23 protein-coding genes and 1 pseudogene are annotated in these 25768 nt (G+C 64.2%); 14 read left to right on the forward strand and 10 right to left on the reverse strand.

All coding sequences use genetic code 11. The features are described 5' to 3' along the window. The first annotated feature begins 318 nt into the window (after positions 1 to 318). Positions 319 to 1761, forward strand: coding sequence for a sensor histidine kinase (locus G3N64_RS21905; protein WP_205785785.1), 1443 nt, complete (start codon positions 319 to 321; stop codon positions 1759 to 1761). 13 nt (positions 1762 to 1774) lie between these two features. Here G3N64_RS21905 and G3N64_RS21910 read toward each other — a convergent pair whose 3' ends face one another. Continuing rightward, the gene (locus tag G3N64_RS21910; RefSeq protein ID WP_205785786.1) at positions 1775 to 2248 is read right to left on the reverse strand and encodes a thioesterase family protein; all 474 of its coding nucleotides are present in this window, start codon (positions 2246 to 2248) and stop codon (positions 1775 to 1777) included. A gap of 244 nt (positions 2249 to 2492) precedes the next feature. On the opposite strand from G3N64_RS21910, the gene G3N64_RS21915 reads away from it, so the two are divergent. After that, complete coding sequence (locus G3N64_RS21915) at positions 2493 to 3431, forward strand: response regulator (RefSeq protein ID WP_205785787.1); 939 nt, start codon at positions 2493 to 2495, stop codon at positions 3429 to 3431. Between the two features lie 563 nt (positions 3432 to 3994). On the opposite strand, the gene G3N64_RS21920 is transcribed toward G3N64_RS21915, so the two are convergent. Then, positions 3995 to 4915 (reverse strand): AraC family transcriptional regulator, encoded by a 921-nt coding sequence (locus G3N64_RS21920; RefSeq protein WP_205785788.1) that lies wholly within the window; start codon positions 4913 to 4915, stop codon positions 3995 to 3997. A gap of 139 nt (positions 4916 to 5054) precedes the next feature. On the opposite strand from G3N64_RS21920, the gene G3N64_RS21925 reads away from it, so the two are divergent. Next, a complete protein-coding gene (locus G3N64_RS21925; protein ID WP_205785789.1) occupies positions 5055 to 6020 on the forward strand; it encodes an SDR family NAD(P)-dependent oxidoreductase in 966 nt (321 codons plus the stop codon). An 89-nt stretch (positions 6021 to 6109) separates the two neighbouring features. Here the strand turns inward: G3N64_RS21925 and G3N64_RS21930 are convergent, their stop codons facing one another. Together G3N64_RS21930 and G3N64_RS21935 are read right to left on the reverse strand one after the other, a co-directional pair. Next, the gene (locus tag G3N64_RS21930; protein WP_205785790.1) at positions 6110 to 7411 is read right to left on the reverse strand and encodes a HipA domain-containing protein; all 1302 of its coding nucleotides are present in this window, start codon (positions 7409 to 7411) and stop codon (positions 6110 to 6112) included. Further along, entirely contained in the window at positions 7401 to 7685 is a 285-nt protein-coding gene (locus G3N64_RS21935; RefSeq protein ID WP_205785791.1) for a helix-turn-helix domain-containing protein, read from the reverse strand. Before G3N64_RS21935 ends, G3N64_RS21930 begins: the two co-directional genes overlap by 11 nt. 232 nt (positions 7686 to 7917) lie before the next feature. Between G3N64_RS21935 and G3N64_RS21940 the strand changes: the two are divergent. Further along, positions 7918 to 8353 (forward strand): annotated as a pseudogene (locus G3N64_RS21940) (sigma 54-interacting transcriptional regulator); the annotation flags it as partial. Between the two features lie 33 nt (positions 8354 to 8386). Here the strand turns inward: G3N64_RS21940 and G3N64_RS21945 are convergent. Continuing rightward, complete coding sequence (locus tag G3N64_RS21945; RefSeq protein WP_205785792.1) at positions 8387 to 9358, reverse strand: Dyp-type peroxidase; 972 nt, start codon at positions 9356 to 9358, stop codon at positions 8387 to 8389. Between the two features lie 865 nt (positions 9359 to 10223). Here G3N64_RS21945 and G3N64_RS21950 point away from each other — a divergent pair. The 6 genes from G3N64_RS21950 to G3N64_RS21975 all read left to right on the forward strand — a co-directional run bounded on the left by G3N64_RS21950 (position 10224) and on the right by G3N64_RS21975 (position 16286). Continuing rightward, on the forward strand, positions 10224 to 10451 hold the full coding sequence (locus G3N64_RS21950) for a DUF2171 domain-containing protein (RefSeq protein WP_241021145.1): 228 nt from the start codon (positions 10224 to 10226) through the stop codon (positions 10449 to 10451). 510 nt (positions 10452 to 10961) lie between these two features. Further along, the gene (locus G3N64_RS21955; protein ID WP_205785793.1) at positions 10962 to 11891 is read left to right on the forward strand and encodes a TauD/TfdA family dioxygenase; all 930 of its coding nucleotides are present in this window, start codon (positions 10962 to 10964) and stop codon (positions 11889 to 11891) included. Between the two features lie 46 nt (positions 11892 to 11937). Then, positions 11938 to 12969 (forward strand): ABC transporter substrate-binding protein, encoded by a 1032-nt coding sequence (locus tag G3N64_RS21960; protein ID WP_205785794.1) that lies wholly within the window; start codon positions 11938 to 11940, stop codon positions 12967 to 12969. Positions 12970 to 13036: 67 nt separating this feature from the next. Then, on the forward strand, positions 13037 to 14017 hold the full coding sequence (locus G3N64_RS21965) for an ABC transporter ATP-binding protein (RefSeq protein WP_205785795.1): 981 nt from the start codon (positions 13037 to 13039) through the stop codon (positions 14015 to 14017). Next, positions 14014 to 14901 carry an ABC transporter permease gene (locus tag G3N64_RS21970; RefSeq protein ID WP_205785796.1) on the forward strand — a complete coding sequence of 296 codons (888 nt, stop codon included), beginning with the start codon at positions 14014 to 14016 and terminating at the stop codon, positions 14899 to 14901. The genes G3N64_RS21965 and G3N64_RS21970 overlap by 4 nt, the downstream gene beginning before the upstream one ends. 167 nt (positions 14902 to 15068) lie before the next feature. Beyond that, positions 15069 to 16286, forward strand: coding sequence for an acyl-CoA dehydrogenase family protein (locus G3N64_RS21975; protein WP_205785797.1), 1218 nt, complete (start codon positions 15069 to 15071; stop codon positions 16284 to 16286). A gap of 56 nt (positions 16287 to 16342) precedes the next feature. Here G3N64_RS21975 and G3N64_RS21980 read toward each other — a convergent pair whose 3' ends face one another. The 4 genes from G3N64_RS21980 to G3N64_RS21995 form a co-directional block, all read right to left on the reverse strand. Further along, positions 16343 to 17530 carry an LLM class flavin-dependent oxidoreductase gene (locus G3N64_RS21980; RefSeq protein WP_205785798.1) on the reverse strand — a complete coding sequence of 396 codons (1188 nt, stop codon included), beginning with the start codon at positions 17528 to 17530 and terminating at the stop codon, positions 16343 to 16345. A gap of 109 nt (positions 17531 to 17639) precedes the next feature. Next, the gene (locus G3N64_RS21985) at positions 17640 to 18164 is read right to left on the reverse strand and encodes a cytochrome c (protein ID WP_205785799.1); all 525 of its coding nucleotides are present in this window, start codon (positions 18162 to 18164) and stop codon (positions 17640 to 17642) included. Next, positions 18157 to 19422, reverse strand: a complete 1266-nt coding sequence (soxC, locus tag G3N64_RS21990) for a sulfite dehydrogenase (RefSeq protein WP_205785800.1) — start codon at positions 19420 to 19422, stop codon at positions 18157 to 18159. Before soxC ends, G3N64_RS21985 begins: the two co-directional genes overlap by 8 nt. Positions 19423 to 19555: 133 nt before the next feature. Then, on the reverse strand, positions 19556 to 20740 hold the full coding sequence (locus G3N64_RS21995; RefSeq protein WP_205785801.1) for a porin: 1185 nt from the start codon (positions 20738 to 20740) through the stop codon (positions 19556 to 19558). Here G3N64_RS21995 and G3N64_RS22000 point away from each other — a divergent pair. From G3N64_RS22000 to G3N64_RS22015, 4 genes are all read left to right on the forward strand, one after another. Further along, on the forward strand, positions 20739 to 21104 hold the full coding sequence (locus G3N64_RS22000; protein ID WP_205785802.1) for a hypothetical protein: 366 nt from the start codon (positions 20739 to 20741) through the stop codon (positions 21102 to 21104). The two genes, G3N64_RS21995 and G3N64_RS22000, sit on opposite strands and share 2 nt — an antisense overlap. 122 nt (positions 21105 to 21226) lie before the next feature. Continuing rightward, positions 21227 to 21571, forward strand: coding sequence for a DUF3088 domain-containing protein (locus G3N64_RS22005; protein WP_205785803.1), 345 nt, complete (start codon positions 21227 to 21229; stop codon positions 21569 to 21571). Positions 21572 to 21617: 46 nt separating this feature from the next. Then, positions 21618 to 22616, forward strand: a complete 999-nt coding sequence (locus tag G3N64_RS22010) for an ABC transporter substrate-binding protein (RefSeq protein ID WP_205785804.1) — start codon at positions 21618 to 21620, stop codon at positions 22614 to 22616. A 550-nt stretch (positions 22617 to 23166) separates the two neighbouring features. Further along, on the forward strand, positions 23167 to 24441 hold the full coding sequence (locus tag G3N64_RS22015) for a hypothetical protein (protein WP_205785805.1): 1275 nt from the start codon (positions 23167 to 23169) through the stop codon (positions 24439 to 24441). 51 nt (positions 24442 to 24492) lie between these two features. Here G3N64_RS22015 and G3N64_RS22020 read toward each other — a convergent pair whose 3' ends face one another. Continuing rightward, positions 24493 to 25335, reverse strand: a complete 843-nt coding sequence (locus tag G3N64_RS22020) for a hypothetical protein (protein WP_205785806.1) — start codon at positions 25333 to 25335, stop codon at positions 24493 to 24495. Between the last annotated feature and the right edge of the window lie 433 nt (positions 25336 to 25768).

Consider the following 25768-nt stretch of genomic DNA (forward strand, 5'->3'; position numbering starts at 1 on the left):
GGGAGTTGACACGGGTCTTCGCAAGGCCGCGGCCCGTGACAACCTGCATTCGCGACGTGCAACCTCAAGAATTCACGAGGATTTCGCACCTTCCGGCCAGCATCGACCGGCGAAGTGACAACCTTGCTTCGCAAACTGTGACAAGTTCATTTCGGTCTACGCTGCCCAGCACTGCGCAATCGACAATCGTGATGCGCGGAGGCCCCGTGGACAACCCCGCCGTGCTCGCTCGCCTACCGCGGCGTGCTACTCTCGCAAACGGCACCGGCCAAGACAGTTCAGTGGTGCGCGACCAGTGAACATTGTGGATTCACGCATATGTACTCGATCTTGCCCGCGTTTGTATCTGCGTTGTTTCTCGGGTTTGGCCTCTACGTGCTGGCCACCAAGGGTTTCACGCGGGTATCCGTCCCGTTCGCCTTGATGTGCGCGACGACCTTCGTCTGGCAGGGAACGTGGGCCTTCCTGTTCCAGACGACCGAGGCGGACGTCGCCAACTTGTTGGTCAAGGCAGGCTATTTGTTCATCCTTTTTCTGCCGACGACCTTCTATCATTTCGTGACGGAGATCGTGTCGCGTCGGGACGAGCGGCCGATCATATTCGCATCCTATGGACTCTGCGCCCTGCTGGCTGGGCTGCTGGTCACGAGCGATGTGGTCGTCGATGGATGCCGCCTGCATTTCTTTGGCCCGTATCCCAAGGCGGGCCCACTGCACCCGTTGCACGTCGTGCAAACGGTATTCCTGGTCGGCCGCAGCGGTTGGCTCCTGATCGAGGCTAGACGGCAGGAGCGAGCGCGAGATGTCCGGCAGCTGCTCACTCAATGTCTCGTCAGCCTGGGCCTCTACTCGCTCGCGGCGACCGACTATGCGGTGAACTACGGAGCCGAGTTCTATCCGGTGGGGGCGCTGTTTATCGCGATCAGTCTCGGGATTCTCGCGACGTCGATCGTCCGCTATGGGCTGATGGGCCCCTATCTCCTGGCCGCGACGGTCGCGCACGAAGTGGCCACGCCGCTGGCGGCGATCGGCCTGCACGCGGACGAGCTGCGCAACGTCCTGCCGGTGCTGCTGCGCGGGTATCGGCTAGCGGTGGAGCACCGGTTGTGCGCCGACGGTTTGTATCCTGGGCAGCTGGAGCGGTTGCCGGCGCTCGCGTCGTCGATCCGGCGTCAGGTCGACACTACGAGTACTGTGGTCGAGATGTCCCTGGCGTCCTTTACGCTCGACCGACTCGATCGCCACAGCTTCGCGGCCTATCCGATACGGGCCTGTGTCGACGCCGCAGTGGATCGCTTTCCCTTCCGACCGGGGGAGCGAGACCGCGTATCGGTCGACGCGATCGATACGGACATTCAGTTTTCCGGATCCGACTCGCTCGTGATCTTCGTCATCTTCAATCTGCTGAAAAACGCCCTGTACGCGATCCACGCAAGCGGCCGTGGGCAGATCGAGATCGAGGCTCATCGCAGCAACGGTGACTGCGTGGTGCGTTTCAGCGATACGGGCCCGGGTATCGCCCCCGATGTGCTTCCTCAAATCTTCGACGCCTTCTTCTCAACCAAGTCGCACGGTCGCGGCGCCGGCATGGGCTTGAGTTTTTGCCGCCGCGTATGCGAAGCGCTCGGTGGCACCATCACGTGTGAATCCGTCCCCGGCGTCCGGACCACGTTCACGATTCGGCTGCCGGAGCCCGGTTCGCCGGCGGACCAAGCGTTGCGCGATCCGCCGGCGGCCCCCCGGCGCTATCGCATCGGGTAAGGCGGTCTCACATTCAGTTCGCGGCGGACGGCAGGATCAGTTCATACGCCTTGACCCGCTCGATGATGCCCGGCGGAAACCGGCGGATCCGCTTGTCGGAACCGGCAAACACGATCTGCTGATACCCCAGCGACACCTGTCGTCCGTCAACGTAGAAGCGAAACAGCAGATAGGCCGAACATTGCCGAACCTCGAACGTATTGAGAAAGCAATCGACACGTTGGAACGGAAACGTCTCATGGACGTATTCCTGATGCGCACGCTTCGTCACGAACGCACCGCCGGCCCCCAACAGGTTGTTGTGGATGCATTCGTGAAACCAGCGTTCACGGCACACGCCCTGCCATTCGAAGTAGCGTGCGAAATAGGTGTTCATGAAGGCATTGGAATCCTTTAGGTAAATGTCGACCACGTGGTGGAAGGTTTTCTCGGACAGATGTGCCGTTTCGTTGGAAAGGACGTGAAGAATCGCGTCTCGCGTCAACATGGATAACTCCTTGAGTCGCTACTGGCGGTAGCTGCGCATTCCTTCAACGAGAAGGAATGGCCCGATTCTCCCTGTGCAATTCTGCTGAACGGCGCAGTCGAAACGTGCCGAATTCACGAATGAGGAGCAGTTGATGTGCGTCCCACTTTCGCCGGATAATTGCCGCGGTCGTGCAGCGCGATCGTTATTCGCGGTAATGCGTCTCCGGTACCGCATCTTCTTCTGCTGATTTATCGAGACTCGTATGCAACCCTTCGTTAGGCAGCCGGTGCTCTATCCCGTGTCCGTGGTGTTTGTCGACGACAATCCGGATTTCCTGTTGGCGCTGCGGGGCGCATTTCCGGACGAACGCCTGAACCGCTTTTTTACGCAGCCCCAGGCGGCGCTCGACTTCGTGTCGTCGCGAGACGCGGAGATGCCACCCATGGCTGCGGACTATTTCGGTGCGGAGAAAACAGGCGGGAATGCGATCGGCGAGGATGCGCTTGCCGATCCCGCCCGATTCGAGGCGGTGGGTGCGGTGGTCGTGGACTATTCGATGCCGGGGGTCGACGGCGTCCAGTTTCTGACCTCCATCCGCAACGCGAACTGCATGAAAATCCTGCTCACCGGCGTCGCCGATGAGCGCGAGGCGGTGGCCGCGTTCAACGCGGGACTGATCGATTGCTATCTGAAGAAAACCGACGTCGAGATGGCGCGCAAGCTGGCAACCGCGCTGGACAACGCGAAACGCAAGTGCTGCGCGGCCCGCGGGCACATCAGCCTGCATGAAGCGGGGGCGACCTACCGGGATCCACGGATCGTCAAACTGATCGATGAGGTGGCCGCGCGGGAAGGCATCGTCGAATACTACTGGCGCCCCATTCAGGACGCGGTGCTGATGTTCGATGCCGTCGGCGCGCCAAGTGTATTTCTCGCCTGGAACGAACAGGACTGGTCGTTCCACTGCGATATCGTGTCCGACGCGGGCGGGCCGGCCGAATTGTGCCAAGGCATGGAAGCGCGCCGCATCATGCCGCTATTCTGGCCATTTCAGGCCTATCGGCCGGGCCTCGCGGACATTCGCTGCGCGGCCCCGCTACCCGTTCCGGGATGGCACGGCACGTCTTATAGCTGGAGCCGTCTGGATGATACGGCCACCGAGCGCGAACTGACCACGTTGGCAAAATGGCGTCACGCGTAAGAGATCATCCGCCTATCTCCAAACGGAAAAGATAGGCTAGGCGGTGCTGTCGTCGACTTGGTAGCAACTCAAATTGGAGCCATCCCTGTCAATATTGACAGTTATCAACGGCACGGACTTTTGTTCCAATAGCGCCATATTCCGAGGGCCGCCCACTTTTCCATTAGACGGCACATCCGTTCAGTGCAGACCGTTGACCAACGGTCTGCACCTGCTCCCAATATCGATCGATTCTCGATCTGATGTTGTCATCACGCTTCACGAAATCTGCGGCGACAAGCGATCCGTAAATTTCCGACCGGCGCGTTGAAGCTCGTTTTTACGACGCGTCGACGTCGATGTTATTGCGGGCTCCGCCGAGATAATTTCCTTTACTGGTTTGAGATCGTTGGCCGCATTGCGTCCGCCGGGCGCGTAATGCATTGAAATGGGCGCCCTCAGACGCCCAACGCCATTGATACGTGCCCGAATGCGGCAATCGAACTGAAATCGAGAGTCTCGCGGTGATCGTCGCGAAACGCGGGATCGGGCATGCATCCGACCGAGAGGTATTTAACGGCCTGCTAACCGCCCGGTCCGCTCGCGATGTCATGGCGATAGGCGCGGGGAGAGCAACCCGCGATGCGCTTGAATGCATGTCCGAACGCGCTATCCGAGTCGTAGCCGAGCATCTGCGCAATCGCCGATATCGATGCGTTCGAGCGCCGCAATTCCCGCATCGCGAGCTGCACGCGCCAGCGCAGTACGTACTCGAGCGGCCCGAATCCCAGCCGTCGCTTGAAATGCAGTGCGAACGTCGAACGCGATACGTGGCAGCAGGTCGCGAGTTCGTCGACCGTCCAGCGTCGCGCGGGCTCCGCATGAATGGCGACGAGCGCCGTGCTCACCCGCGAATCCGCGAACCCGGCGAGCCATCCGACATCGCTGTTCGCGCCGTCGTCCACGTAGCGCCGCAGGATCTCGACCAGCATCATGTGGCCGAGATGCCGAACCATCAACGACGCCCCCGGCGACGGCTTGCCGAATTCATGCGCGAGCCGCTGCAGCGCCCAGCGCAACACCGCCGCCTGCTCGGAGTCGCCGCTCACGACGACCACGGGTGGCAGGCTGCCCAGCAGCAGCGGCATGCCTTCCTCGTACGAGAAGCGGCCGCCGATCAGAAAGCAGTTCACCGGTTCGCCATAGTGCGCGATACCGCGTTCGATGTTCCGGTACACGTCGGCGGCAGGCACCGGCGTGACCGACGGATCGCTCGCCAGCGAAAATGCCCGCGGCGATGCGAGCAGGAAGCAGTCTCCCGTGCGCAGCCGGATGGGCGGACCGGCGCCGTCGACGGTCAGCCAGCAACTTCCTTCGACGACCGCATTGAACTTGATTCCCTCGGGCGGTGGAATGGCAACCGCCCACTCGCCGCCTGCTCTCAGGCCGGTGAAATACGAGTCGCGCGTTTCCAGCAGCGACAGCACTTCCGATAGGGGATCCATGCTCAAGCTCCGGACGATCTCGACGAAAAGCCGGATTCTATTGCATTCACAGTCCGGGGGCGTCGCCGGAGAATGACCTCGTGCAGTGACGCGGCCGACAGGCGGGCGCGTGCTTCACGCATCGTTCCAGGAGCTTTCGATGACGAGCAGGCAACACCCCCTTCATTCCGGATTCGGCGCCGCATCGACGGCGAGCGACGTACTGGCCGACCTCGACCTTCGCGGCAAGACTGCCATCGTCACGGGCGGCCATTCGGGTCTCGGGCTGGAAACGACGCGCGCGCTGGCGCAGGCCGGTGCGACCGTCGTCGTCGGTGCACGGAGCGTCGACGCCGCGCGCGAAGCAACGCGCGGCATCGACGGTGTGGAGATTGCGGCGCTCGACCTCGCCGATCTCGCGAGCGTGGCCGCATTCGCGGCGCGATTCGTCGATGCGCGGCGCGACGTGGGCATCGTCATCAACAGCGCGGGCATCATGGCGTGTCCGGAGACGCGCGTCGGCGACGGCCGGGAAGCGCAGATGGCCGTCAATCATCTCGGCCATTACGCGCTCGTCAACGGGCTGTGGCCCGTGCTCGTGCATGGCGGCGGCGCCCGCGTGGTCGCGGTGTCGTCGCTCGGGCACCGGCTGTCGCCGATTCGCTGGGATGACGTCCAGTTCGCACACGGCTACGACAAATGGCTGGCGTACGGGCAGTCGAAGACCGCCAACGCGCTGTTCGCGGTGCAGCTCGACCTGCTCGGCGCTCCGTTTGGCGTGCGCGCCTATTCGCTGCATCCGGGCAAGATCGCGACGCCGCTGCAGCGTCATCTGACACGCGAAGAGATGATGGCGCAGGGCTGGGTGGACGCGCACGGCGTGCCGGTCGATCCGACCTTCAAGACGCCTGCCCAGGGCGCGGCAACCCAGGTATGGGCGGCAACATCGCCGCGCCTCGCACGGATCGGCGGTGTCTATTGCGAGGATTGCGACGTCGCGGTCGTCACGCAGGGAAACGAGGAATCGGGCGTGCGGCCGCATGCGATCGATCCGGAGGAGGCGGCGCGTCTGTGGGCGTGGTCCGCGCAGCTGACCGGAATCGATGCCTTCGCGACGCACCGCTGACGTTCGAGCGCTCACGGCGGAACGCACGGGCACCGGTGGAGACAGGGAGGGGCATGCCGGGCGGTGCGAGATCCGCGCGCGGCCGCTTATCAGCGCGTCGCGCGAAGCGCGCGGCTCATCTCCGCGATCGGCATCGCGGCAATCGAGTTCAGCAGGCGGATTTCCCCGGCATCGGGATGCGCAACCTCGTGCACTTCATCGAGCGTCTGCGCGACGCTGCGCTCGAGCGGTTCGAGAAAGCGCTGAAGCTCGCTTTCGGCTGCCTTCTCCCTGAACCCGAGCGCGGTGCCGAATGCGATCAGCGCGCCCGTGTCGATGTCGGAGAAGCGCGTCGCCGTGCCGAGCGGCATCGTCAGCTCGCAGTGAGGCCAATGGTCGCCGCGATGGTCGGGCCGGTGCGTGGGCGTGTGATACACGACCGTGCTGACGATGTCGTAGAACGGCGCAAGCCGGTAGCCGCGCGCGTCGACGAAGAACGACAGGTTTTTCAGGTGCGCGTCGGCATTGCCCACCACGACGTTGAAGATCGTCCAGCGAAACACCGACAGGCGTGCCAGCGCGCGCGTGCTGGTCTGCCCGATCGCGCGGCCGAGTTCCTCCGCGTTCGCGCGCTGGTACTTGAAGCCGCGATCGTAGTTCAGCAACTGCATCGCATCGATCGTATGCAGGCGTCCGGCCGGCTCCGCCGCGGTATCGCGGTCGAAACGGTCGATCACGTAGCACGCGGACGGCGCGCGCAGGAAGTGCACGCCGGGAACGTCGAGGCCCATCCGCTTCGCGAGCGTCATGCAGAAGAACTCGTTGATCGCCGAATGCGGATAGCCGGCGGCGCGCATGTCCGGCTTCAGCAGATGCATCGACGGTTCGCTGCCGACCGGTTCGAACAGCGTGTAGTCCGGCGCGTCGCCGCGCAGGATCAGCAGCAGTTTCTGCTGCGCGCCGGCCGCCGACATGCGCTTGGGTGCGGTCGCCGTCAGCGCGCGCTCGGGCATCGCCTGGATGCGGCGTTCGAGTTCATCGAGCGGGAGCGGCTGCATGCTGCCCGCTGCTTCCCGTTCACCTTCCGCCAGCAGCGTGAGCGCGCCGGCCGATTCGCGCCCGAAGTAGGCCAGCAGGCCCCAGGCGTCGGCGGCGTCGACCCTGGCCTCGCGCGCAAGCGACGTCCGCATGCCTTCTTCGGGCAGCAGGTTGTCGAAGAACCACTGGACCGGGCGATCGGTCGAGCTGTCGGTGAAGGTGTCGGCACGCAGCGGGAAAGCGGGCGACAGCGGGTACGCGCGTGGCGATGCCAGCCACTGCGCGTCGTACGTGAACGACCAGACGCCTTTGTCGTCGGCCAGCGTCCCCATGCGCAGCCCGTTCGCGGACGCAATCAGCGTTCTATTCGCCATAGCGGCTCCTGCGGCGTTGCGCGGCCTTCAGCACGTTTTCCGCCGATATCTCGATCGACGATTGCGCGAACAGGCTGAGTCCCAGTTCGCCGAGCAGCAGCAGCACCTTGCCGATTTGCGCGGTCGGCTTCCCGGCTTCCACCTGGCTGATGAACTTCGGCGAAAGCCCCGTCGCGTTCGCGAGCTCGTCCCGCGTGAACCCCTGCTGGAGCCGAGCTGCGCGGATCAGGTTGGCGAGGGCGCCGATCGTGTCGACGGACCGGGTCTCCGGCATGACGTTCTCCATGCTTCGTATCTGAGCGGGAACAGTATTGCACAACTCGCGGGCGCGAGCATCTGTTCGTATCCGTATGGAAACGAAAATGCCGTGCCGACCATGAAATGGCGATCTCGTTCCCGCCCGGAAACGAAATGTGGCGAAATCATGATCGGTCGCTTGTTCGTATCCGGTCGGATACGCGCTTCCCGGATGCCGAGCGCGCTGTATCTCGCCGCTGTCCAGGTGGGTCGACGAGATCGGCGACATGCCCCATGAGAGCCAGGCGAGCCTGCTGCGGTTCCCGCAGGAACGTGCGATCCGGAGGCTTGGCAGCAGCACGCTGCTGTTGGTCGACGCGCGAATCGTGTCGGCGACGCACGTTGATCTGGCCAACGCGATGGAAAAGGGGGCGTTTTCGTACGGACCTGTTTCACCGGCTCTGCGTGATAAGCGTCGACCAACCGCCGCTGCGCTCGCGAGGCAAGGACATCGAACTGGCGCCTGCGTCCGTCACGGAGATTCGTCAATCGATCGAACGCGAAGCGATCGAGCACGCACTGCTGCGTACGTGTTGGCGTGTGAATGCGGCTGCACGTGAACTTGGTATATCGCGAGCGATGTTCTATCGCCGGATGGAGGCATACGGGATCGAACGGCCGCGTGGCACGGAACGGACGGACTGAAGCAACAAGGTTATCGCGTATACCCCTGCACAATCAATCTGCCAAGCTGCTCAGGAAATTGCGTGCCGGCGCGAAGAACGTAACACCCGCAACAGCTTTGGAAAAATCCAGAATTCGGTCATGAAGTGGGGGTGGGTTACCGATGAACATTCGTTCCAGCATCTTCTCGATGACCCAAAGGTGACGTGAATAGCCAATGAAATAGGTCCCGTACTCACCACGGCCCGGTGAGGCAAAAGGCATGTTGTCTCGCAAGATGTCATGCTCGCCCTCGGCGTCTTGAATCGTACAGAGCGTCTTATGCGATTGTTGTCCTTCCGTTGCATCCGGCAGCTCGACGTTGTCGAATTTGGTTCGGCCGATAATCGCCTCCTGGGCTTCCACCGATTGCGCACTCCATCCCGACAGGTCGTGTAAATACTTTTGAATCACAACGTAGCTTCCGCCGGCATACGCGGCATCTTCATTGCCAACAATCGTCGCGACGGGCAAGTCGAGACCGCAAGGGTTCGCGGTGCCGTCGACAAATCCCAACAGATCCCTCCCATCGAGGTAGCGGAACCCCGCCACATCATCTACTGCTGTTACGGAGTCGCCAAAGGCGGCGAGAAGGATCTTTTCAAACTCGACGATCATATCTCTTGACTCGGCACGAATGTGATAAAGAAGGTCGCCTGCCGTGGAAACGGCAATATGCTTTGCCCCACGAACTTCCTTGAATGGCGCGAGTTCATGCGGTAGAGGTTTTTGCGTCAACGGCCCCCAGATTCGATGCGATATTCCGACGTTGCAGGTAAACAGGCTTCGGTTGGCTCGGACCTGAACGTTTTTGATGAGGTCTGCGGTATTTGCGACTACAGAGCGTGCTGTCGAGATTGACTTGCTGTCGTCCTTGACAACGAGGACGAGGAATGCGGCAGCGGCCGACATCGGTGCGCTAATGTCCTGGGGAGCGATATCGAGAGCGCGTTCCGAGGCAGTAATGGGGCATGTGCTTTGGGGCATGAAGACTCCGAGAGAGGTTGCCGTGCACTTTCAGAAGCTAGCTCGCCACGTATTCCTGCACGCCGGCAATGCATGGAGACCAGTGGGTCGCACAATATGCGCGTATGGGTGCCGGAATTCCAATCAATTCACATTGAACAACTTAAGTCGAAATCCATATTTTCACCACCGCGCATCGACCAGGATGCGGTGTGGTTCGGCTCGGTGGCGTATGGTCTCGGTAAGCCACAAAGATAGTCATAAAAATATAAAGCGTTGTTTGCTTAAATCGAAACTTTCGGCTTTCGTCGATGGGCGCACTCAGGAGTTGCTCGATTATTACTCGATTCGCGAAATTTTCATGGTGAAACGCCGTACACCTGTGTCGCATAGTAGCAATAAGAATCGACCTTCTGACCGATCCCCACACAACTGTTGCAGCACTGTCGATTCTGTACTTGTCTTGCCGGATGTAAATTGTGCTCTCTTTTCTCGACGCATCCATCAGCATGCGAAAATTTGGCACTCTGTGCTGCTACTTTGGACGATCGCGACGCCGTAGAATGTTCTGTATGGATCGCACGTTGCCGAGCGTGTCTGTTTGAGTGGGTAGGGCGCAAGAAATTTGCGCTGCTCAGATTTATATTGACGTTGGAGGTCAGTGAGCATTAATTGATCAAGAACTCGCGAGCCCACCAGCATGCTAGAAAAGGGAGCGGGAAACCACGTTAGAGAGTTTGCTCCCCGAGCAAAGTGATCAATCTGATAATCCAATCAAGTTTCAGATTGCTAATATTAAACTTATTGCCTATTTATTATTGCGCAATTGAGTCGTCATTTCGTGTGGAGCATGAAAAATATGTCATCTTATCGTGTACATGAAGGTATGAATGTGGTCGGTTCGGACGGCGTCCTTGTCGGTACCATCGACCGTGTAGAGGGAACTCGGATCAAGTTGGCCAGTTCTGCAGGATTCGGAAAACATAAAAAGCACCATCATGAAATTGATGCTGAGCTTGTTGCTCGTGTCGACGGGAACACGGCTCACCTCGCTATTAGCGCGGATACGTTGATCGCGCTGGTCGAGGCGGAGCGCTCCGGCGGAAATGCATAACTCGATCGGTTTGATCCGCGCAAACAATCGCGTCTGTTCGATATCGAGTCGCGGACGTTTAAGCGCGGCGTAATCGGAGAGGTCGCGAGTAACCCGGCGTTTGTTGCTTGCGGCTTGACCCGGCGGGACTTGTTCATCTCCGTTGAGCGCATCGTGCCGGATTCGCGCGAACGGAACGGGCCGCAGATGGAGTCCTCGGCGTCGCGCGCCGAGATGCTGGCGAGTGCGTCCGGTGCCTGCGGCGCGCGTCGACGTGGCTGGAACGAACGCGGCACGGCCGTCCATTTCCGCAAGGCGCCGTGCATATCGCCGCCCCGTCGACGGAACCGCGGCGGCAGTGATCGGCCGTAATCGGCAGGCTTTGCGCCCCGCGCAACCGCCTGCCGTCGCACCGTATGCCCGAGCAGCGATCTTTATGACCGCAGCAGATAAACGTATCCGAATTGCTTCGTTGACGCCGTCCGGCACGCACTCGTAGATTCGCGTTTTGACCGAATCGGGGGCTGCACCGTGACGACTACCGCCATCCGCGACGCCGCATCGCTTTTCGCCGGGCATCCGCTCGCATCGCGGCCGGGCCGTGGGGCGCAGCACTTCGACATCGTGCCGTTCGATGCGCCGCTCGGTGCCGAAGTGGTCGGCCTCGACCTGTCGCAACCGCTCGATGCCAGCGACTTCGCTCGCATCCATCGCGCGCATCTCGATCATCACGTACTGGTGTTTCGCGACCAGCGCATCACGCCGGACGAGCACATCGCGTTCAGCCGCCGCTTCGGCCCGCTTCAAATCCACGTGCTGCACCAGTTCGCGCTTGCCGGCCACCCGGAGGTGCTGATCGTGTCGAACATCGTCGAGAACGGCAAGCCGATCGGGCTCGGCGACGCGGGCCATTTCTGGCACTCCGACCTGTCGTACAAGGCAAAGCCGAGCCTCGGTTCGTTGCTGCACGCGCAGGAGCTGCCGGCGGAGGGTGGCGACACGCTGTTCGCGAACATGCATCTCGCGTGGGACACGCTGCCGGCGCACCTGCGCCGTGCGGTCGAAGGGCGTCGCGCCGAGCACACGTACCTCGCGCGCTATGCGGAACTGCAGGCGCGCAGCCCGTGGCGGCCGAACCTGTCGCCCGAGCAGATCGCGCAGGTCGACGCAGTCGAGCAGCCGGTCGTGCGCACGCATCCGGAAACGGGCCGCAAGGCGCTGTTCGTCAGCGAGCATTTCACGACGCGCGTCGTCGGGCTGCCCGACGACGAAAGCCGCGCGCTGCTCGACGCGCTATTCGCGCACAGCGTGCGCGCCGAGCACCTGTACCGGCACCACTGGCGCGAGCACGATCTCGTGTTCTGGGACAACCGTTCGCTGATGCATCTCGCGGCCGGCACGCCCGACCACCTGCGCCGCAAGCTGTATCGCACGACGATCGAAGGCGACGCGCCTTTCTGAGCCGCGTGCCGCGTCATTTCCTTGCCCCATCCTGACCGGAGTTCCGATGTCGCTTTCGTTTTTGCCGGCGCGCCGCGCGCTGGCGGCCACGCTCACCGCCGCGCTCGCTTTTGCGGGCGCGCTCGCCCCGCAAGCCGCGCACGCGGAAGGCCGCATCCGCATCGCCGAGCAGTTCGGCGTCGTCTACCTGATGCTGAACGTCGCGCGCGACCAGCAACTGATCGAAAAGGAAGGGCGCAAGGCCGGCCTCGACATCAAGGTCGACTGGGTGCGGCTGTCGGGCGGCGCAGCCGTGAACGACGCGCTGCTGTCCGGCGCGGTGGATATCGCCGGCGCAGGTGTCGGGCCGCTGCTGACCGTGTGGGATCGCACGCGCGGCCGGCAGAACGTGAAGGGCGTCGCATCGCTCGGCAATTTCCCGTACTACCTCGTCAGCAGCAACCCGAACGTGAAGACGATCGCCGACCTGAGCGCGAAGGACCGCATCGCGGTGCCGGCAGTCGGCGTGTCGGTGCAGTCGCGCGTGCTGCAGTACGCGGCCGCGAAGCAGTGGGGCGACAAGCAGTTCGACAAGCTCGACGCGTTCACGCAGGCGATTCCGCATCCGGATGCGACGGCCGCGATGCTCGCGAACAGCAGCGTGATTACCGGCCACTTCGGTAATCCGCCGTTCCAGGAGCAGGAACTCGCCGGCAACCCGAATGCGCACATCGTGCTGAATTCCTATGACGTGCTCGGCGGCCCGAGCTCCGCGACGGTGCTGTATGCCACCGAGAAATTCCGCGACGACAACCCGAAGACCTACCGCGCATTCGTTGCCGCGCTGGCCGATGCCGCGCGGCAGATCGCGGCCGATCCCGAGCGCGCGGCCGATACCTATATCCGCGTGAACGCATCGAAGATCGATCGCGCGCTGCTGCTGAAGATCCTGCGCAATCCGCAGGTGCAGTTCAAGACCGCGCCGCAGAACACGCTCGCGCTCGCGCAGTTCATGCATCGCACCGGTGCGATCCGCAATGAACCGAAGTCGTGGCGCGACTACTTCTTCGACGATCCCGCGACGGCCGGCGGCAGTTGAGCGGCGCCGCCGTTTCGACGCCGCGATCGACGCTTATGCGTCGGCGCGGTTTCGATATGTGGAATCGATGGTTGGTCGGCACGGAGTCCGGCCGCATGCTGACGCTTTATCCGCAAGAGACTCGATCGTGAACGCCACTTCTCCCCGAACCTGGCTGCCGCCGTATGCGGCACGCGGCGGCGCGTCGCCTGCCGCGTCCGACACACGTGCGGCCGGTCGGCCTGCGGTTCATGCCGCGCAGGCCGGCGCGCACAGCGAACGCCTGCTGGCCATCGACCGCGTCAGCCTCGAATACCGGAGCGGCGCGCGGATCGTGCGCGCCACCCACCAGGTGAGCTTCGACGTGTATGGCAGCGACCGCTTCGTGCTGCTGGGCCCGTCGGGGTGCGGAAAGTCGACGCTGCTGAAGGCGATTGCCGGCTTCATCGAGCCCGTATCGGGTTCGATCGCGCTCGACGGCCAGCCGGTGCGCGGGCCGGGGCCCGATCGTGTCGTGGTGTTCCAGGAATTCGACCAGTTGCCGCCGTGGAAGACGGTCGTCGAGAACGTCGCGTTTCCGTTGCGCGCCGCCGCGAAGCTGTCGCGCGCCGAAGCACGTGAGCGCGCGCTGCATTATCTCGACAAGGTCGGGCTGAGCGCGTTCGCGGACGCCTATCCGCACACGCTGTCGGGCGGCATGAAGCAGCGCGTCGCGATCGCGCGCGCACTGGCGATGCAGCCGCGCGTGCTGCTGATGGACGAACCGTTCGCCGCACTCGACGCGCTGACGCGCCGCAAGATGCAGGAGGAACTGCTGCGCCTGTGGGACGAGTTCCGCTTCACGCTGCTGTTCGTCACGCATTCGATCGAGGAAGCGCTGGTGGTCGGCAACCGGATTCTGCTGCTGTCGCCCCATCCGGGCCGCGTGCGGGCGGAACTCAACAGCCACGAACATTCGCTCGACAGCGTCGACACCGGCGACTTCCGCGACAACGTCGCGCGGATCCATCGCCTGCTGTTCGACACGGATGCGACGAACGTACCGGATACGGAGGAAGCCGCATCATGAGCACGATCGATCCGGTCCTGCCGCCGCTGCCGCCCGTGCGCGCCGAGTACGAGCGCACGCTCGACACGCCGCCTGATGCCGAACGCGCGGCGCCGGCCCCGCTGTGGCGCCGCGTCGTCGGCGCCGGATGGTTTCGGCGCAGCGTCATTGCGCTCGTGTTGATCGCCGCATGGGAGATCGTCGCGCGTATCGTCGCGAACGATCTGCTCGTGCCGACCTTCGGCGCGACACTGGCTGCGTTCGTGCAGGGCATCGAGTCGGGCGAACTGCTGGTGAAGACGGGCATCTCGATGTCGGTGCTGCTGCGCGGTTATGCGCTGGGCGTGTTCTTCGCTTTTGCGCTGACGTCGCTTGCGGTATCGACGCGCATCGGCCGCGACCTGCTGACGATGCTGACGTCGATGTTCAATCCGCTGCCGTCGATCGCGTTGCTGCCGATTGCACTGCTGTGGTTCGGGCTCGGCACCGGCAGCCTGCTGTTCGTGCTCGTGCACGCGGTGCTGTGGCCGCTCGCGCTCAGCATGTACACGGGCTTTGCGGGCGTGCCGGCCACGCTGAAGATGGCCGGGCGCAACTACGGCCTCACGGGCTTGCGCCAGATCGCGCTGATCCTCGTGCCGGCGGCATTGCCGTCGATCCTGTCTGGCCTGCGCGTCGGCTGGGCATTCGCGTGGCGCACGCTGATCGCGGCCGAGCTCGTGTTCGGCGCGAGCGCGGGCCAGGGCGGGCTCGGCTGGTACATCTTCCAGAACCGCAACGAGCTGTATACGGATCGCGTGTTCGCGGGCCTCGCGGCCGTCATCGTGATCGGCCTGCTCGTCGAGAACCTCGTGTTCGACACGCTCGAACGCGTGACCGTGCGGCGCTGGGGCATCCAGCATTGAGATACCCGCACGCGATCAATCCCGGCGCGGGCATAACGTAAGCCGAAATCGGTTTTTCACGCGCGCCGGGTGCGTCCCTATACTTTGCGATGCTGCGCATGTGGCGGTTCGCAAATGCCGCGATCGCACGACGCAGCGCCTGATCTTCTCGAACAAGGACCTGCCGAATGACTACCCGTGATGCCGTCGATCCGCGCGACGCGTTGCGCGACGCGCTTGCCGCGCTACCCGATCTCGCGAATGCCATCGGGCAGGATGCCGCGCAACGCGAAGCGCGTCGCGAATTGCCGTTCGAGGGTTTCGCGATCTTCCGTCGTTCGGCGCTGGGCGTGCTGCGGATTCCGGTAGCGCGCGGCGGCCTTGGCGGCACGCTGGTCGATCTGTTCGACACGATCGCGACGCTGGCCGCCGCCGATTCGAATCTCGCGCACGCGCTGCGGATCCACTACGACCAGACCGAAACGCTGCGGCTGTCGCCGCGCACCGCGTTCAACGACGTGCAGCTCGAACGTGTGCGGGCCGGCGCGATCTTCGGCGGCGCGTCGACCGAGCGCGGCACGTCGCGGCCCGGCGAGAACACCACCGTGCTGCGCCGGGACGGTGATCACTACCGCGTGACGGGCCGCAAATACTATTCGACCGGCACCGCGTTTGCCGATTTCGCACGTATCAATGTGGAGAACGAGGAGGGCGACGCAGTCGCCGTGATCATTCCCGTCGCGCGCGACGGCGTGCAGGTGCTCGACGACTGGGACGGCATGGGCCAGCGCATGACCGCGAGCGGCAGCCTGCTGCTGAACGACGTGCAGGTATTCGCGGATGAAGTGGCCGCGCGCGACGGCTCGACGCTCGTCGGCCGCCATTGCGGCGCGCTGCGGCAGCTGCATCTCGTCGCAACAGGCGCGGGCATCGTGCGCAACGTGGTTGCCGATGCGCGCCGCTACGTGCTCGCGCACGGCCGCCCGGTGCTGCACAGCCCGGCACCGACCGCCCGCGACGATCATTTCATCCAGCAGGTCGTCGGCGATCTGTCCGCGCACAGCCATGCAATCGATGCGCTCGTCCGTGAAAACGCGCGGGCGCTCGACCGTTCCGCCGAAGCGATCGAAGCCGGCGACGCCGATGCGCATGCACTTGTACTCGACAGCGCGCTCGCAACGGCACGCACGCAGCTCATCGTCAGCAAGCTCGCGCTGCACGCGGCGGAGCGGTTGTTCGAAGTCGGCGGGGCATCGGCGACGGCGCGCGAACACAACCTCGACCGGCACTGGCGCAACCTGCGCACGATCTTCAGCCACAACCCGTTGCTGCACAAGGCACGTGTGATCGGCGACTACGCGCTGAACGGCGTGACGACGCATCTGACCGAAGGCCGCGTGTTCTGACCCGGACGTGGCGAATCGGCGCGTGACGCGGCACACGCGGCATCCGCCGCCTGGCGTCAGCGCCGCAAGCCGGCGTCGCGCAGCAGCGGCAGCACGCGCTCGCCGAAGAAGTCGAGGTCAGGCTTGAAGTCATAGAAGCTCAGCTGGATGCCGTCGATGCCCGCGCGGTGGAGCCGCACGATGGTATCGGCGACTTCGTCCGGCGAACCCGTGATCGAAATATTCCCGCCGATCGCGCGCGCGGCCGCCTGCGAGCGCTGTTCGAAACCGCCGCGCCACGCATGTGCGTCGCTGTCGAAACGGTGGAAGCTGCCTTCGTCCGCATGCGCGACGATCGCGTCGCGGTACGCGCGCGCTTCAGCCGCCGTTTCGCGGCAGATCACGAGCGGGTTGAGCAGCGTGCGGATCGTCCGGCCGCGCGCCGCGGCAGCCGCCTTCACGCGCGCGATATGCGCGGGCAGTGCACCGATCGCGCGTTCGGCATCCGGGCCGGCCGGGCTCGTGACGAACACGATGTCCGAATAGCGTGCCGCGAAGTCGATGCCCGCATCGGAGCCTGTCGCGTTGATCAGCAGCGGGCGGCCATAGCGCGGCTTCGGCGTCACGAATGCGCCGCCCAGCCGCCAGCTCGACAGCGCGGGCGTGTAGCTGAAATTGTCCGGCTGCGCCCACAATTGCTGGACTGCATCGAGGAACTCGGCGGCCATTTCGTAGCGCCGGTCGTGTTCGATCCGGTTCCAGCCGAACATCTCGTGCTCGATCGCGCGGTGGCCGGTCACGACGTTGATGCCCCAGCGCCCGCGCGAAATGTGATCGAGCGTCGCGGTGAACTTCGCGAAATGCAGCGGATGCCAGGGCCCGTAGAGCACGTGGCTCGTCGCGACGAGGATGATTCGCTCGGTACGCGCGGTCAGCGCGGCCAGCGTCATGAACGAGTCGAGCGCGTGGCCGTCGAACACGCCGCCGTAGCCGCCTTTCGGCAGCCACTGCGACAACGCGAACACGAGATCGAAGCCAAGCGCCTCCGCGCGCGCGACCAGGTCGGCGTTGTAGTCGAAGGTCCAGTCGGTCGTGCGCGGCAGCGTCGACGCGCTCCAGCCGCCGGCCTGGATCGGCAGGAACAGCCCGAGCATCAGCGGCTGCGCGAGGACGCGCGACACCGGGCTGTCGGGGAAATCCGCCGGCGAGCGAACGTCGACGAAAGGCGACGGCGCGACCGGCGTGGCGAGGGAGGTGTCGCTCATGATGGCTTCCTTGCGAGTTGGGCACGTACCGGACGACAACGGCAGGCACGTGCGGCGGCGAATCGCCCGGTTGCGGTGCCCGATGCGCCGGCGCCCGGATCAGGCCGAGTCATAGCTTGCCGGGCCTCGGATCGGGCACGAAGCCTTCGCGGTTCGGCATCCGCACGCGTGGCAGCGTGCGCGCGTCGAGCCGTGCATCGCCGGGCACGATGCCGTTCAGATGGAGGACATACGCGGTGACCGCATAGACTTCGTCCGCGCTCAGCGATTGCGGTGCGTTGTACGGCATCGCGCGGCGAATGTAGTCGAACAGCGTCGTCGCGTACGGCCAGTAGCTGCCGACCGTCTTTTTCGGTTTGGCGCTCGCGAGCGAGCCGATGCCGCCGACGAGCGGATCGCCGACGCCGCCTTCGCCGCCTTGGCCGTGGCACATCGCGCATTTGTCCGCGAACACGTGAGCACCGCGCGCGACCGTGCCCGCGCCAGGCGGCAGGCCGCTGCCGTCGGGCGCGACGTCGATGTCCCACGCGGCCAGCGCCGCACGGTCGACCGGCTGGCCGAGACCGTAGCCTGCGCCGAACGCGCTCGGGACGATCACGGATGCGGCGAGCAGGCAGGCAAGCGGTTTACGCATTGCGCACCTCGCCGTCCACGCCGACGCGCCAGTTCTGGATGCCGTTGTAGTGGTACTGCGAGTTGACGCCGCGCGCGGCGACGAGCGCCTCGCGGGTGGGCTGCACATAGCCGGTGTCGTCGGTGGCGCGGCTTTGCAGGTCGGCCGGCTCGCCGTTCCAGATCCAGTCGGCTTCGAAGCGCGTCAGCGCGCGATCGCGCACGTCGCCCGCGAGTCGCGCAGGCCGCCACGTGCGGCCGGCGTCGGTCGAGACGTCGACCGCGCGAATCCGGCCGCGCCCCGACCACGCGTAGCCGCTGATCGGGTGATAGCCGTGCGCGGCGAGCCGATGGCCGGCCGACGGCCGCGTGATGACCGACTTCGCATCCATCTCGAACACGAATTGGCGCGCGCAGCCGCCGGGCAGCAGGTTCGTGTATTTCGACGTCTCCTCGCGCGTCATCTCCGGCGCGCGCACCAGCTTCAGCCGCCGCAGCCACTTGATGTTCGTGTTGCCTTCGAAACCCGGCACGATCAGCCGCACCGGATAGCCGTTCTCGGGGCGCAGCCGTTCGCCGTTCTGCGCATAGACGACGAGCGCGCGCTCGAGGATCCGGTCGAGCGGCAGGCTGCGCGTCATCGCCGCGCCGTCGGCGCCTTCGGCGAGCAGCCAGCGTGCGTCCGGAGCGATGCCGGATTCGTCGAGCAGCGTCGACAGCCGCACGCCCGTCCATTCGCAGCACGACAGCAGCCCGTGCGTGAACTGAACGGGCAGCCCGCTCGGGCCGTTCCATTCGCTGCCGGTGTTGCCCGAGCATTCGAGGAAGTGGATCCGCGATTCGGACGGAAAGCGCAGCAGGTCGTCGATCGTGAACACGCGCGGCTCGCGCACGAGGCCGTGCACGACGACGCGATGACGCTGCGCATCGATCTCGGGCACGCCGGCGTGATGACGCTCGTAGACGAGGCCGTTCGGCGTGATGTCGCCGAACAGGTCGGCGAGCGGCGTCATCGACGAGCCGGAGCCGGGCAATGCCGGTGTGCGGGCGCTGCGGCGGATCACGTCGCGTTCGTGCGGCCCCGGCACGCCGTAGGGTGGCGACAGCAGCGGCGCGCCCGGCGCACGTGTCCACGGCGGCACGTCGAGCGGGGAGAGCGGCTGGCTCGCCAGCGCGCCGCCGGCAGGCAGCATCGCTGCCGCCCATCCGCCGGCGAGCTGGCGCAGTGCCGCGCGCCGGCCGCTGCGCGGTGGACGGGGAGGGAAACGGGAGTCGGTCATGGTCGAACGCGTATCGCGCGCCGGGGCAGCGCGCGGGGAAACGCACATTCTCGGCAACCGGGCACGGTGCGGCAAACAACGATTCCCGCTTTGCTTATCGCACCCCGTTGCGCCGCGCCCGATGCGCGTGCCGTCAGAACTTCACGCGCAGCCCGCTGACGAGCGCGACCTGGCGGTTCGTCGACGACGCGCTGCCGATGTTCGAGATCGCCGCGATCTTGCGATAGCCGCCCGACGTTGCCGTACTCGCGTCGCCGGCCGCGAGCTGGTAGATGCCGGACAGGTAGAGGTCGGTGCGCTTCGACAGCGCGTAGTCGAACCCGAGCGTGAACTGGTGCCAGCGCGGCTTCAGCGTCTGGCCGCTGGTGCCCGGCAGGCCGCTCGCACGGCCGTCGGTGAACGTATAGACACCGATCAGCGTGGCCGCCGGCGTGATCTGGTAACGCGCATTCACGTCGTAGTTGTTGAACTTGCGCGACGAGCCGTCGAGATAGTCGAGCTGCGTGTGGCTCCACGCGAAGCCGAGTGTCGCACGGCCGAGCGCGTAGTTCGCGCCCACCACGCCGATCTGCTGCTTGAGCACGCCGCCGTTCAGACCGTAGAAGAACGCACCGCTGTAGTCGTTGCCGGTGGTCGAGGTCGCGCCGCCTACCGCACCGCTCGTATTCGACGTCGCATTCGGATGATTGAAGCGCACATAGCCGGCGCCCACCGACAACGGTCCATTCACGTAGTTCGCCGACGCGCCCCATGCGTTGTTGTTCGAGAACCCGGTGCCTGCGCCGCCGTTGGCCTGGTTGCTGAACGCATAGAGCAGGTCGGCCGTGAAACCGGCGATCGTGTCGCTGCGGAGCTTCACCGCATTGTTCAGCCGGAAGCTCTGGTTCATGTTGTCGTTGTCGCCCACGTGCGTGGCCGGCGACCAGAAGCCGGATCCCGAGTACTGCGCGACGAGGTCGGTGATCGGTTCGTACTGACGGCCGAAGGTCAGCGTGCCGAGCCCCTTGCTGGCGAGGCCCACGTACGCGGAGCGGCCGAACAGGCGGCCGCCCTGGCCGAGCCCGCCGTCGCTCGGCCGGAACCCGCTTTCGAGCGTGAAGACCGCCTGCAGGCCGCCGCCGAGATCTTCCACGCCTTTCAGGCCCCAGCGGCTGCCGCTCAGCTTGCCGCTCGTCTGCTGGATGTTGCTCGCGCCGCCCTGGTTGTTCGTATAAGCGAAACCAGCATCGACGACACCGTACAACGTGACCGAACTCTGCGCATGCGCGCTGACCGAACCGATCGAAACCAAACCCAGGACTACCGATTTTTTGATCATGACTATCCTCTGTTTTTATGAGTACCTCTGCGAGGATCACGATGCTATTGACGACGGTCGCGCCGGCGAACGGTCGATCCGTGGTTTGCAAATCGCTGCGCGGCCGATTTGCAATGTGCGTTGCCGCAAACCAGCCATCTGCGTCGCGATCGCGTCCGATACCCATGCTGCGGCGAACGCATCGCGCGAACGGCGAACGTCGCGGACTGGAAACGGGCGGGCGGCATCATATCGATCGATGAAATCGTTCGATGTGCGCATGACATGCATCCCGGCATGCGATGTTTTTACGCAACGTCCGCTGTGCAGCGGACGGTCGATGCGCTACGTGCGCCCGCATATCGATTCCGCAAAACGTTGGTAGGGCCGTGCGACGGGTGACGGTAGAGTCGGGCATCCGCCTTCGGGCCGGCCTGCTCCGGGAACGGAAGGGCGCGCAAGCGCGCGTTCGTCCCGGCTGAATCACGAACACGGGAGCCGTTTGACATGAGTCGCGATGTACTGTTTCTGCTTGAACCGGGCTTTGCCGATCCGAAGCATCCGGGCCGGCGCTTCGTCTGTCCGCATGGACTGTCGATCGAGGGGCTGCTGGCGAGCGCGCCCGATCGCGCGGAGCGAATCGACGTGAAACGCGTCGGCTTCGAGCGGCCGCGGCACGCGGTAATCGACGCGCTCGACGATGCGCACCAGGGGCTGCCGGTCCTCGTGCTCGGCCGCGACCAGCCGGCGCCGGACGACGCGCAGACGCTCGGCGACGTGCGTTTCGTCACCGACGCGCGCCGCATCCTCGAACTGCTGGCCGAACGCCACGGATTTCCGGTGCTGCATTGACGCAGCGGTTTTCACATCCCATTTGATCGACCCACAGGAGCATCCGATGTCGTCAATTTCGGCGGCACGCCGCCGTTTGCTGCTTGCCGGCGCCGCGGTCGTGGCCGCCCCATGGGCCGCGAAGGCGGCGTTCGCGGCGCCCGACGTCAACGCCGATCTCGCCGGCACCACGTTGCGTGTCGCGACCTACAAGGGCGGCTGGCCCGCGCTGCTGCAGGCGGCCGGGCTCGCCGACACGCCATACCGGATCGACTGGCGCGAGCTGAACAACGGCGTGCTGCACATCGAGGCGCTCAATGCGGATGCGCTCGACATTGGTTCGGGTAGCGAAATTCCGGCCGTGTTCGCCGCGCGCCAGAAGGCCAACGTGCGGCTCATCACCCGTGTGCGCGAAGACCTGAACAACCAGGTCACGCTCGCGCGCAAGGACACGTCGATCCGCAGCATCGCGGATCTCAAGGGCAAGCGCGTCGGGTACGTGCGTGCGACGACGTCGCACTACTTCCTGTATCGCCAGCTCGCGGAGGCGGGCCTGAGCTTCGACGACATCCAGCCGATCAACCTGTCGCCGACCGACGGATTGTCCGCATACGACCGCGGCGACATCGACGCATGGGCGATCTACGGCTACAACGGCCAGCTCGCGCGCAATCGCTACGGTGCGCGCGTGTTGAAGACGGGGAAGGGCTATCTGTCGGGCAATTTCCCGGTCTATGCGAACCCGCGCACGCTCGACGATGCGCGTCGCCGTGCGGCGACGGGCGATCTGCTGCTGCGATTTCGACGCGCGTATGCGTGGGCGAACGGGCATTTCCGCGACTATGCGCTCGTGCAGAACCGCGAGACGCGCGTGCCGGTTGCCGATCTCGTCGCGATGTTCGACCAGCGCAGCGAGGACTATGCGCTGCTGCCGGTGACGCCCGACGTGGTGGCGCAGCATCAGCAGGTCGCGGATGTGTTCGCGCGGATCGGTGTGCTGGATGGGCCGGCCAATGTCGCGCCGCTTTGGGATACGTCGTTCAATGCGCTTGTGGCGTCGACGTGATCTAGGGCAATGAGAAGACGCCCGTGTGAGTGGCGAATGATAGTACGGCAAATCATCGGCCTGTTGGCGGTCATTCAAGCTATTTGACAAATGTCCGGCGTAACGACGCATTTTGATGCTGCAGCGGGGTATTGTGCCGTGGTAATAATCGGGCACCTTGTCGGTGTTGGCATGCGTGGAGGCAGCGCGTACAGCATTGCCGTGCCGGCGCGAAATATGACCATAGTCGGTTCCAAATCTACGGGGCTTGCTCCGGAACGGGGCACCGGATGGATTGAACCGATGACAATGGCGAAGCGTCACCCATCCACTCGAACATGAGCGAACAGAACGTTACGGCCCCCGGTTGGCCTGCCGGAATTCATTGAATTACAATCGGGCGTCGATTTCTCAACGAACCGATGCTCTGATACAAAAGCCATTGAATTGATTCTTCCCGCTCTCGCATGGCGGAAATAGACACCCGATTGCTTCCCGACAATCGGCCTCGCGCGTAAAAGACTGCAGCCTGATCTATACCAAACGCGGACTACCCATTCCTCCCACACGCATGAGCACGTCCGACAACAACGAGACCAACCGCCGCCATCTCGTCGCCTTCGCGATCGACGACAACAGGCAAGCCTGGTACGAGATGGTCATTCCGTTCATCGTATCGCTGCGCGCGACGGACTACCGGGGGCGCATCGGCGTCATCGGCTATGGCTTGTCTGAAGAAAAGCAGCAGCGGCTGCGTGACAACGGCATCGAAGTCTACGTCGGGGCAGGCGTCGGCGACCTTGCCTGGGATCGCTACATCTCCGCGGCCGCGGTCTTCGACACCGATCCGGAATTGCAGACGCTCGCCCTCTACGACGCCGATATCTGGTTCCCCGGGCCGCAGTTCGATATCTTCGACGTCGTACCGGACGACGGGCTCCTTCACGTCGCGCCCGACGCCCATTTCTGCGCATTCGTGATGTCCCCGATCATCGGCGAGCGGAAGGACGCGCTGATCCGTCAGTGCGTCCAGGACGTGCTGGATCGGGTCGGGCATCCGCTTCAGGCGGGGCTCGTCGTGGGCGGCCGTGCGCCTTGGGCGCGGTTTGCGCAGTACGTCCGCGAGCAGGCTGGACGGGTCGGCCAGGACTTTGCCGCGGTCCACGGACTCGATACCACGTTCCTGCATTTGTGGGGCGGCCTGGGACAGGTTCGACTCGTCGGCTGTGAACAGAACTTCGTCACGAAATGGGGGCTTCACGAGCGGCACGATTTCGATGCGGTCCGGATCCTGCTCGAGCATCGGGGTAAACCGATCCGTGGCCTGCACATGACAGGCGACGTGCGATTCCTGAATCACTGGCGATATCTGGCTCGTGATGTCGAGCATGCGATCGGACACGGGCAGGCGTTCGCGCTGGCACCCGAACCCGGCATGCGGGAACAGCCGGCCGACCTCGACACGCTTCAGCTCGAACGCCTCGCCGCCAGCGGGCTGTCACTCGTTGCCGCGCACGAGGACGTGCTGCCGAACGTCCCGCGTCTTGCCGCGGGGACGTCGTTCCGAAATCCACAGGGCAGTGCGCTCAATGCCTGGGCGTCGCACAAGGTCGAATTCGAGGTGACACGCGAACGCATGGTGCTGGACGTCTCGCTGTCCTACCTGAGCGGCCAGCCGTCGGCACCCTGCGCCCGACTGGCGCGCAACGGCGAAAGCGTGTCGCTCCAGGCGCCTCACAAACTCAGCGTTGCGACACAACAGGGCGACCGGATCACGCTCAGCGCGCTCACGCTGCCGGGGCAGGCGTGTCATACCGCGTGGGATATCGTCGTCCGGGGTGTGTGACGTTGCGCCAACCGGGCGCGCAGTGGGCCGGCGCACGCCGGCCCGGGTTCGTCAGGAGGCGAAGATCCGGCGCTGGTAGTCGAGGATCAGGCGATCGATGTCGTGGCTGGAGCGTCGCGGCTGGCTCTTCGGCTCGAGCCAGAGCCATCGCATCATCCGGTAACGCGCCTCGACGCACATCAGCCATGCGTCCCAGTCCGACCAGTGGCGCAGCAACGGGATGTTGCGAATGTCCCGCAACCCGTCGCGAATCTCGTACACGTGGAAATGCTCGCCGGCGCGCTGGCTCAATTCATCGAACGCGCGTGCGGCTTGCTCCGGGTCGGGATGCAGGAAATCGTGAATTTCGATGATGACGTGGCTGCCGGAGAGCTGTTCCAGCAGCGCATTGTCGAACAGCTCGAACTCCGCGCCTTCGATATCGCACAGGATGACCCGTTCCGCCGGATCTCCGCCGTGCTCCGACAGGACCGCCGGCAGGTTGCGATCGGCCTGGCCGTAGACGGTAACCCGGTCCGCCAGCCCCATTTCCGCGGCCCGATGCTGGATCGCCTGGCGCCGCTGCTCGTCCATTTCGAAACACAGGCTGCGCGCGAAGACGTTGTTCCGGACCAGGCCAATGCCGAAAATCCCGTCGGCCGCACCCAGGTCGACCAGCACCTTTTCGGGTGATCCGAGTGCTTCGAGAATCGCGCAAATGGCGATCTCGTAGGTGCCGAGCAGATAGCCGCCGACCGCGACCTCTGCCCATTGACTGACGCCGACGGGATACCCGCGAAGGATGCCGTATTGGACAACCGAGCCAGTCTGCTCACGCAGCAACTGCGACAGATAGTGCAAACGAAGATTTGCGGCCTGAATCGAGCTTTGGTTGAAGTACTGCGCGTGGTCCATTTTTCTCGTTCTCTCCGGGTGAAAAAGCGCGTCGGGAAATGCGGGGATGGCGGACGTCTTCTGCACATACGACGTGCTGTGCGCTACCTTTGACGAGAATATAACGAGTTGCTGGCGCCAAGGTGCGAGATGAGGCTGGCGGTCGCACGGGTAACGGGCGGGGTTCGGGATTATGGCGTTTGTACCGATGTGGCTATGAGCCGGCAGCTATTGTTTGTTACGACATTAATCTCATTTAACATAATATGTATGATCGCATTTCGACCTTGTAGTAGCTAGATTGAAATGTCCGCTTTGGGGGTGCGAACAAAATCTTGGACTACCTTGGAGGTAGTTCATGTATTCATACGAAGACCGCGTTCGAGCGGTTCAGCTCTACATCAAGTACGGCAGGAGCGCAGCGGCAACTATTCGCGAGCTGGGATATCCTTCG

This window comes from Burkholderia sp. Ac-20344 (genome assembly GCF_017104975.1).
GTDB lineage: Bacteria > Pseudomonadota > Gammaproteobacteria > Burkholderiales > Burkholderiaceae > Burkholderia.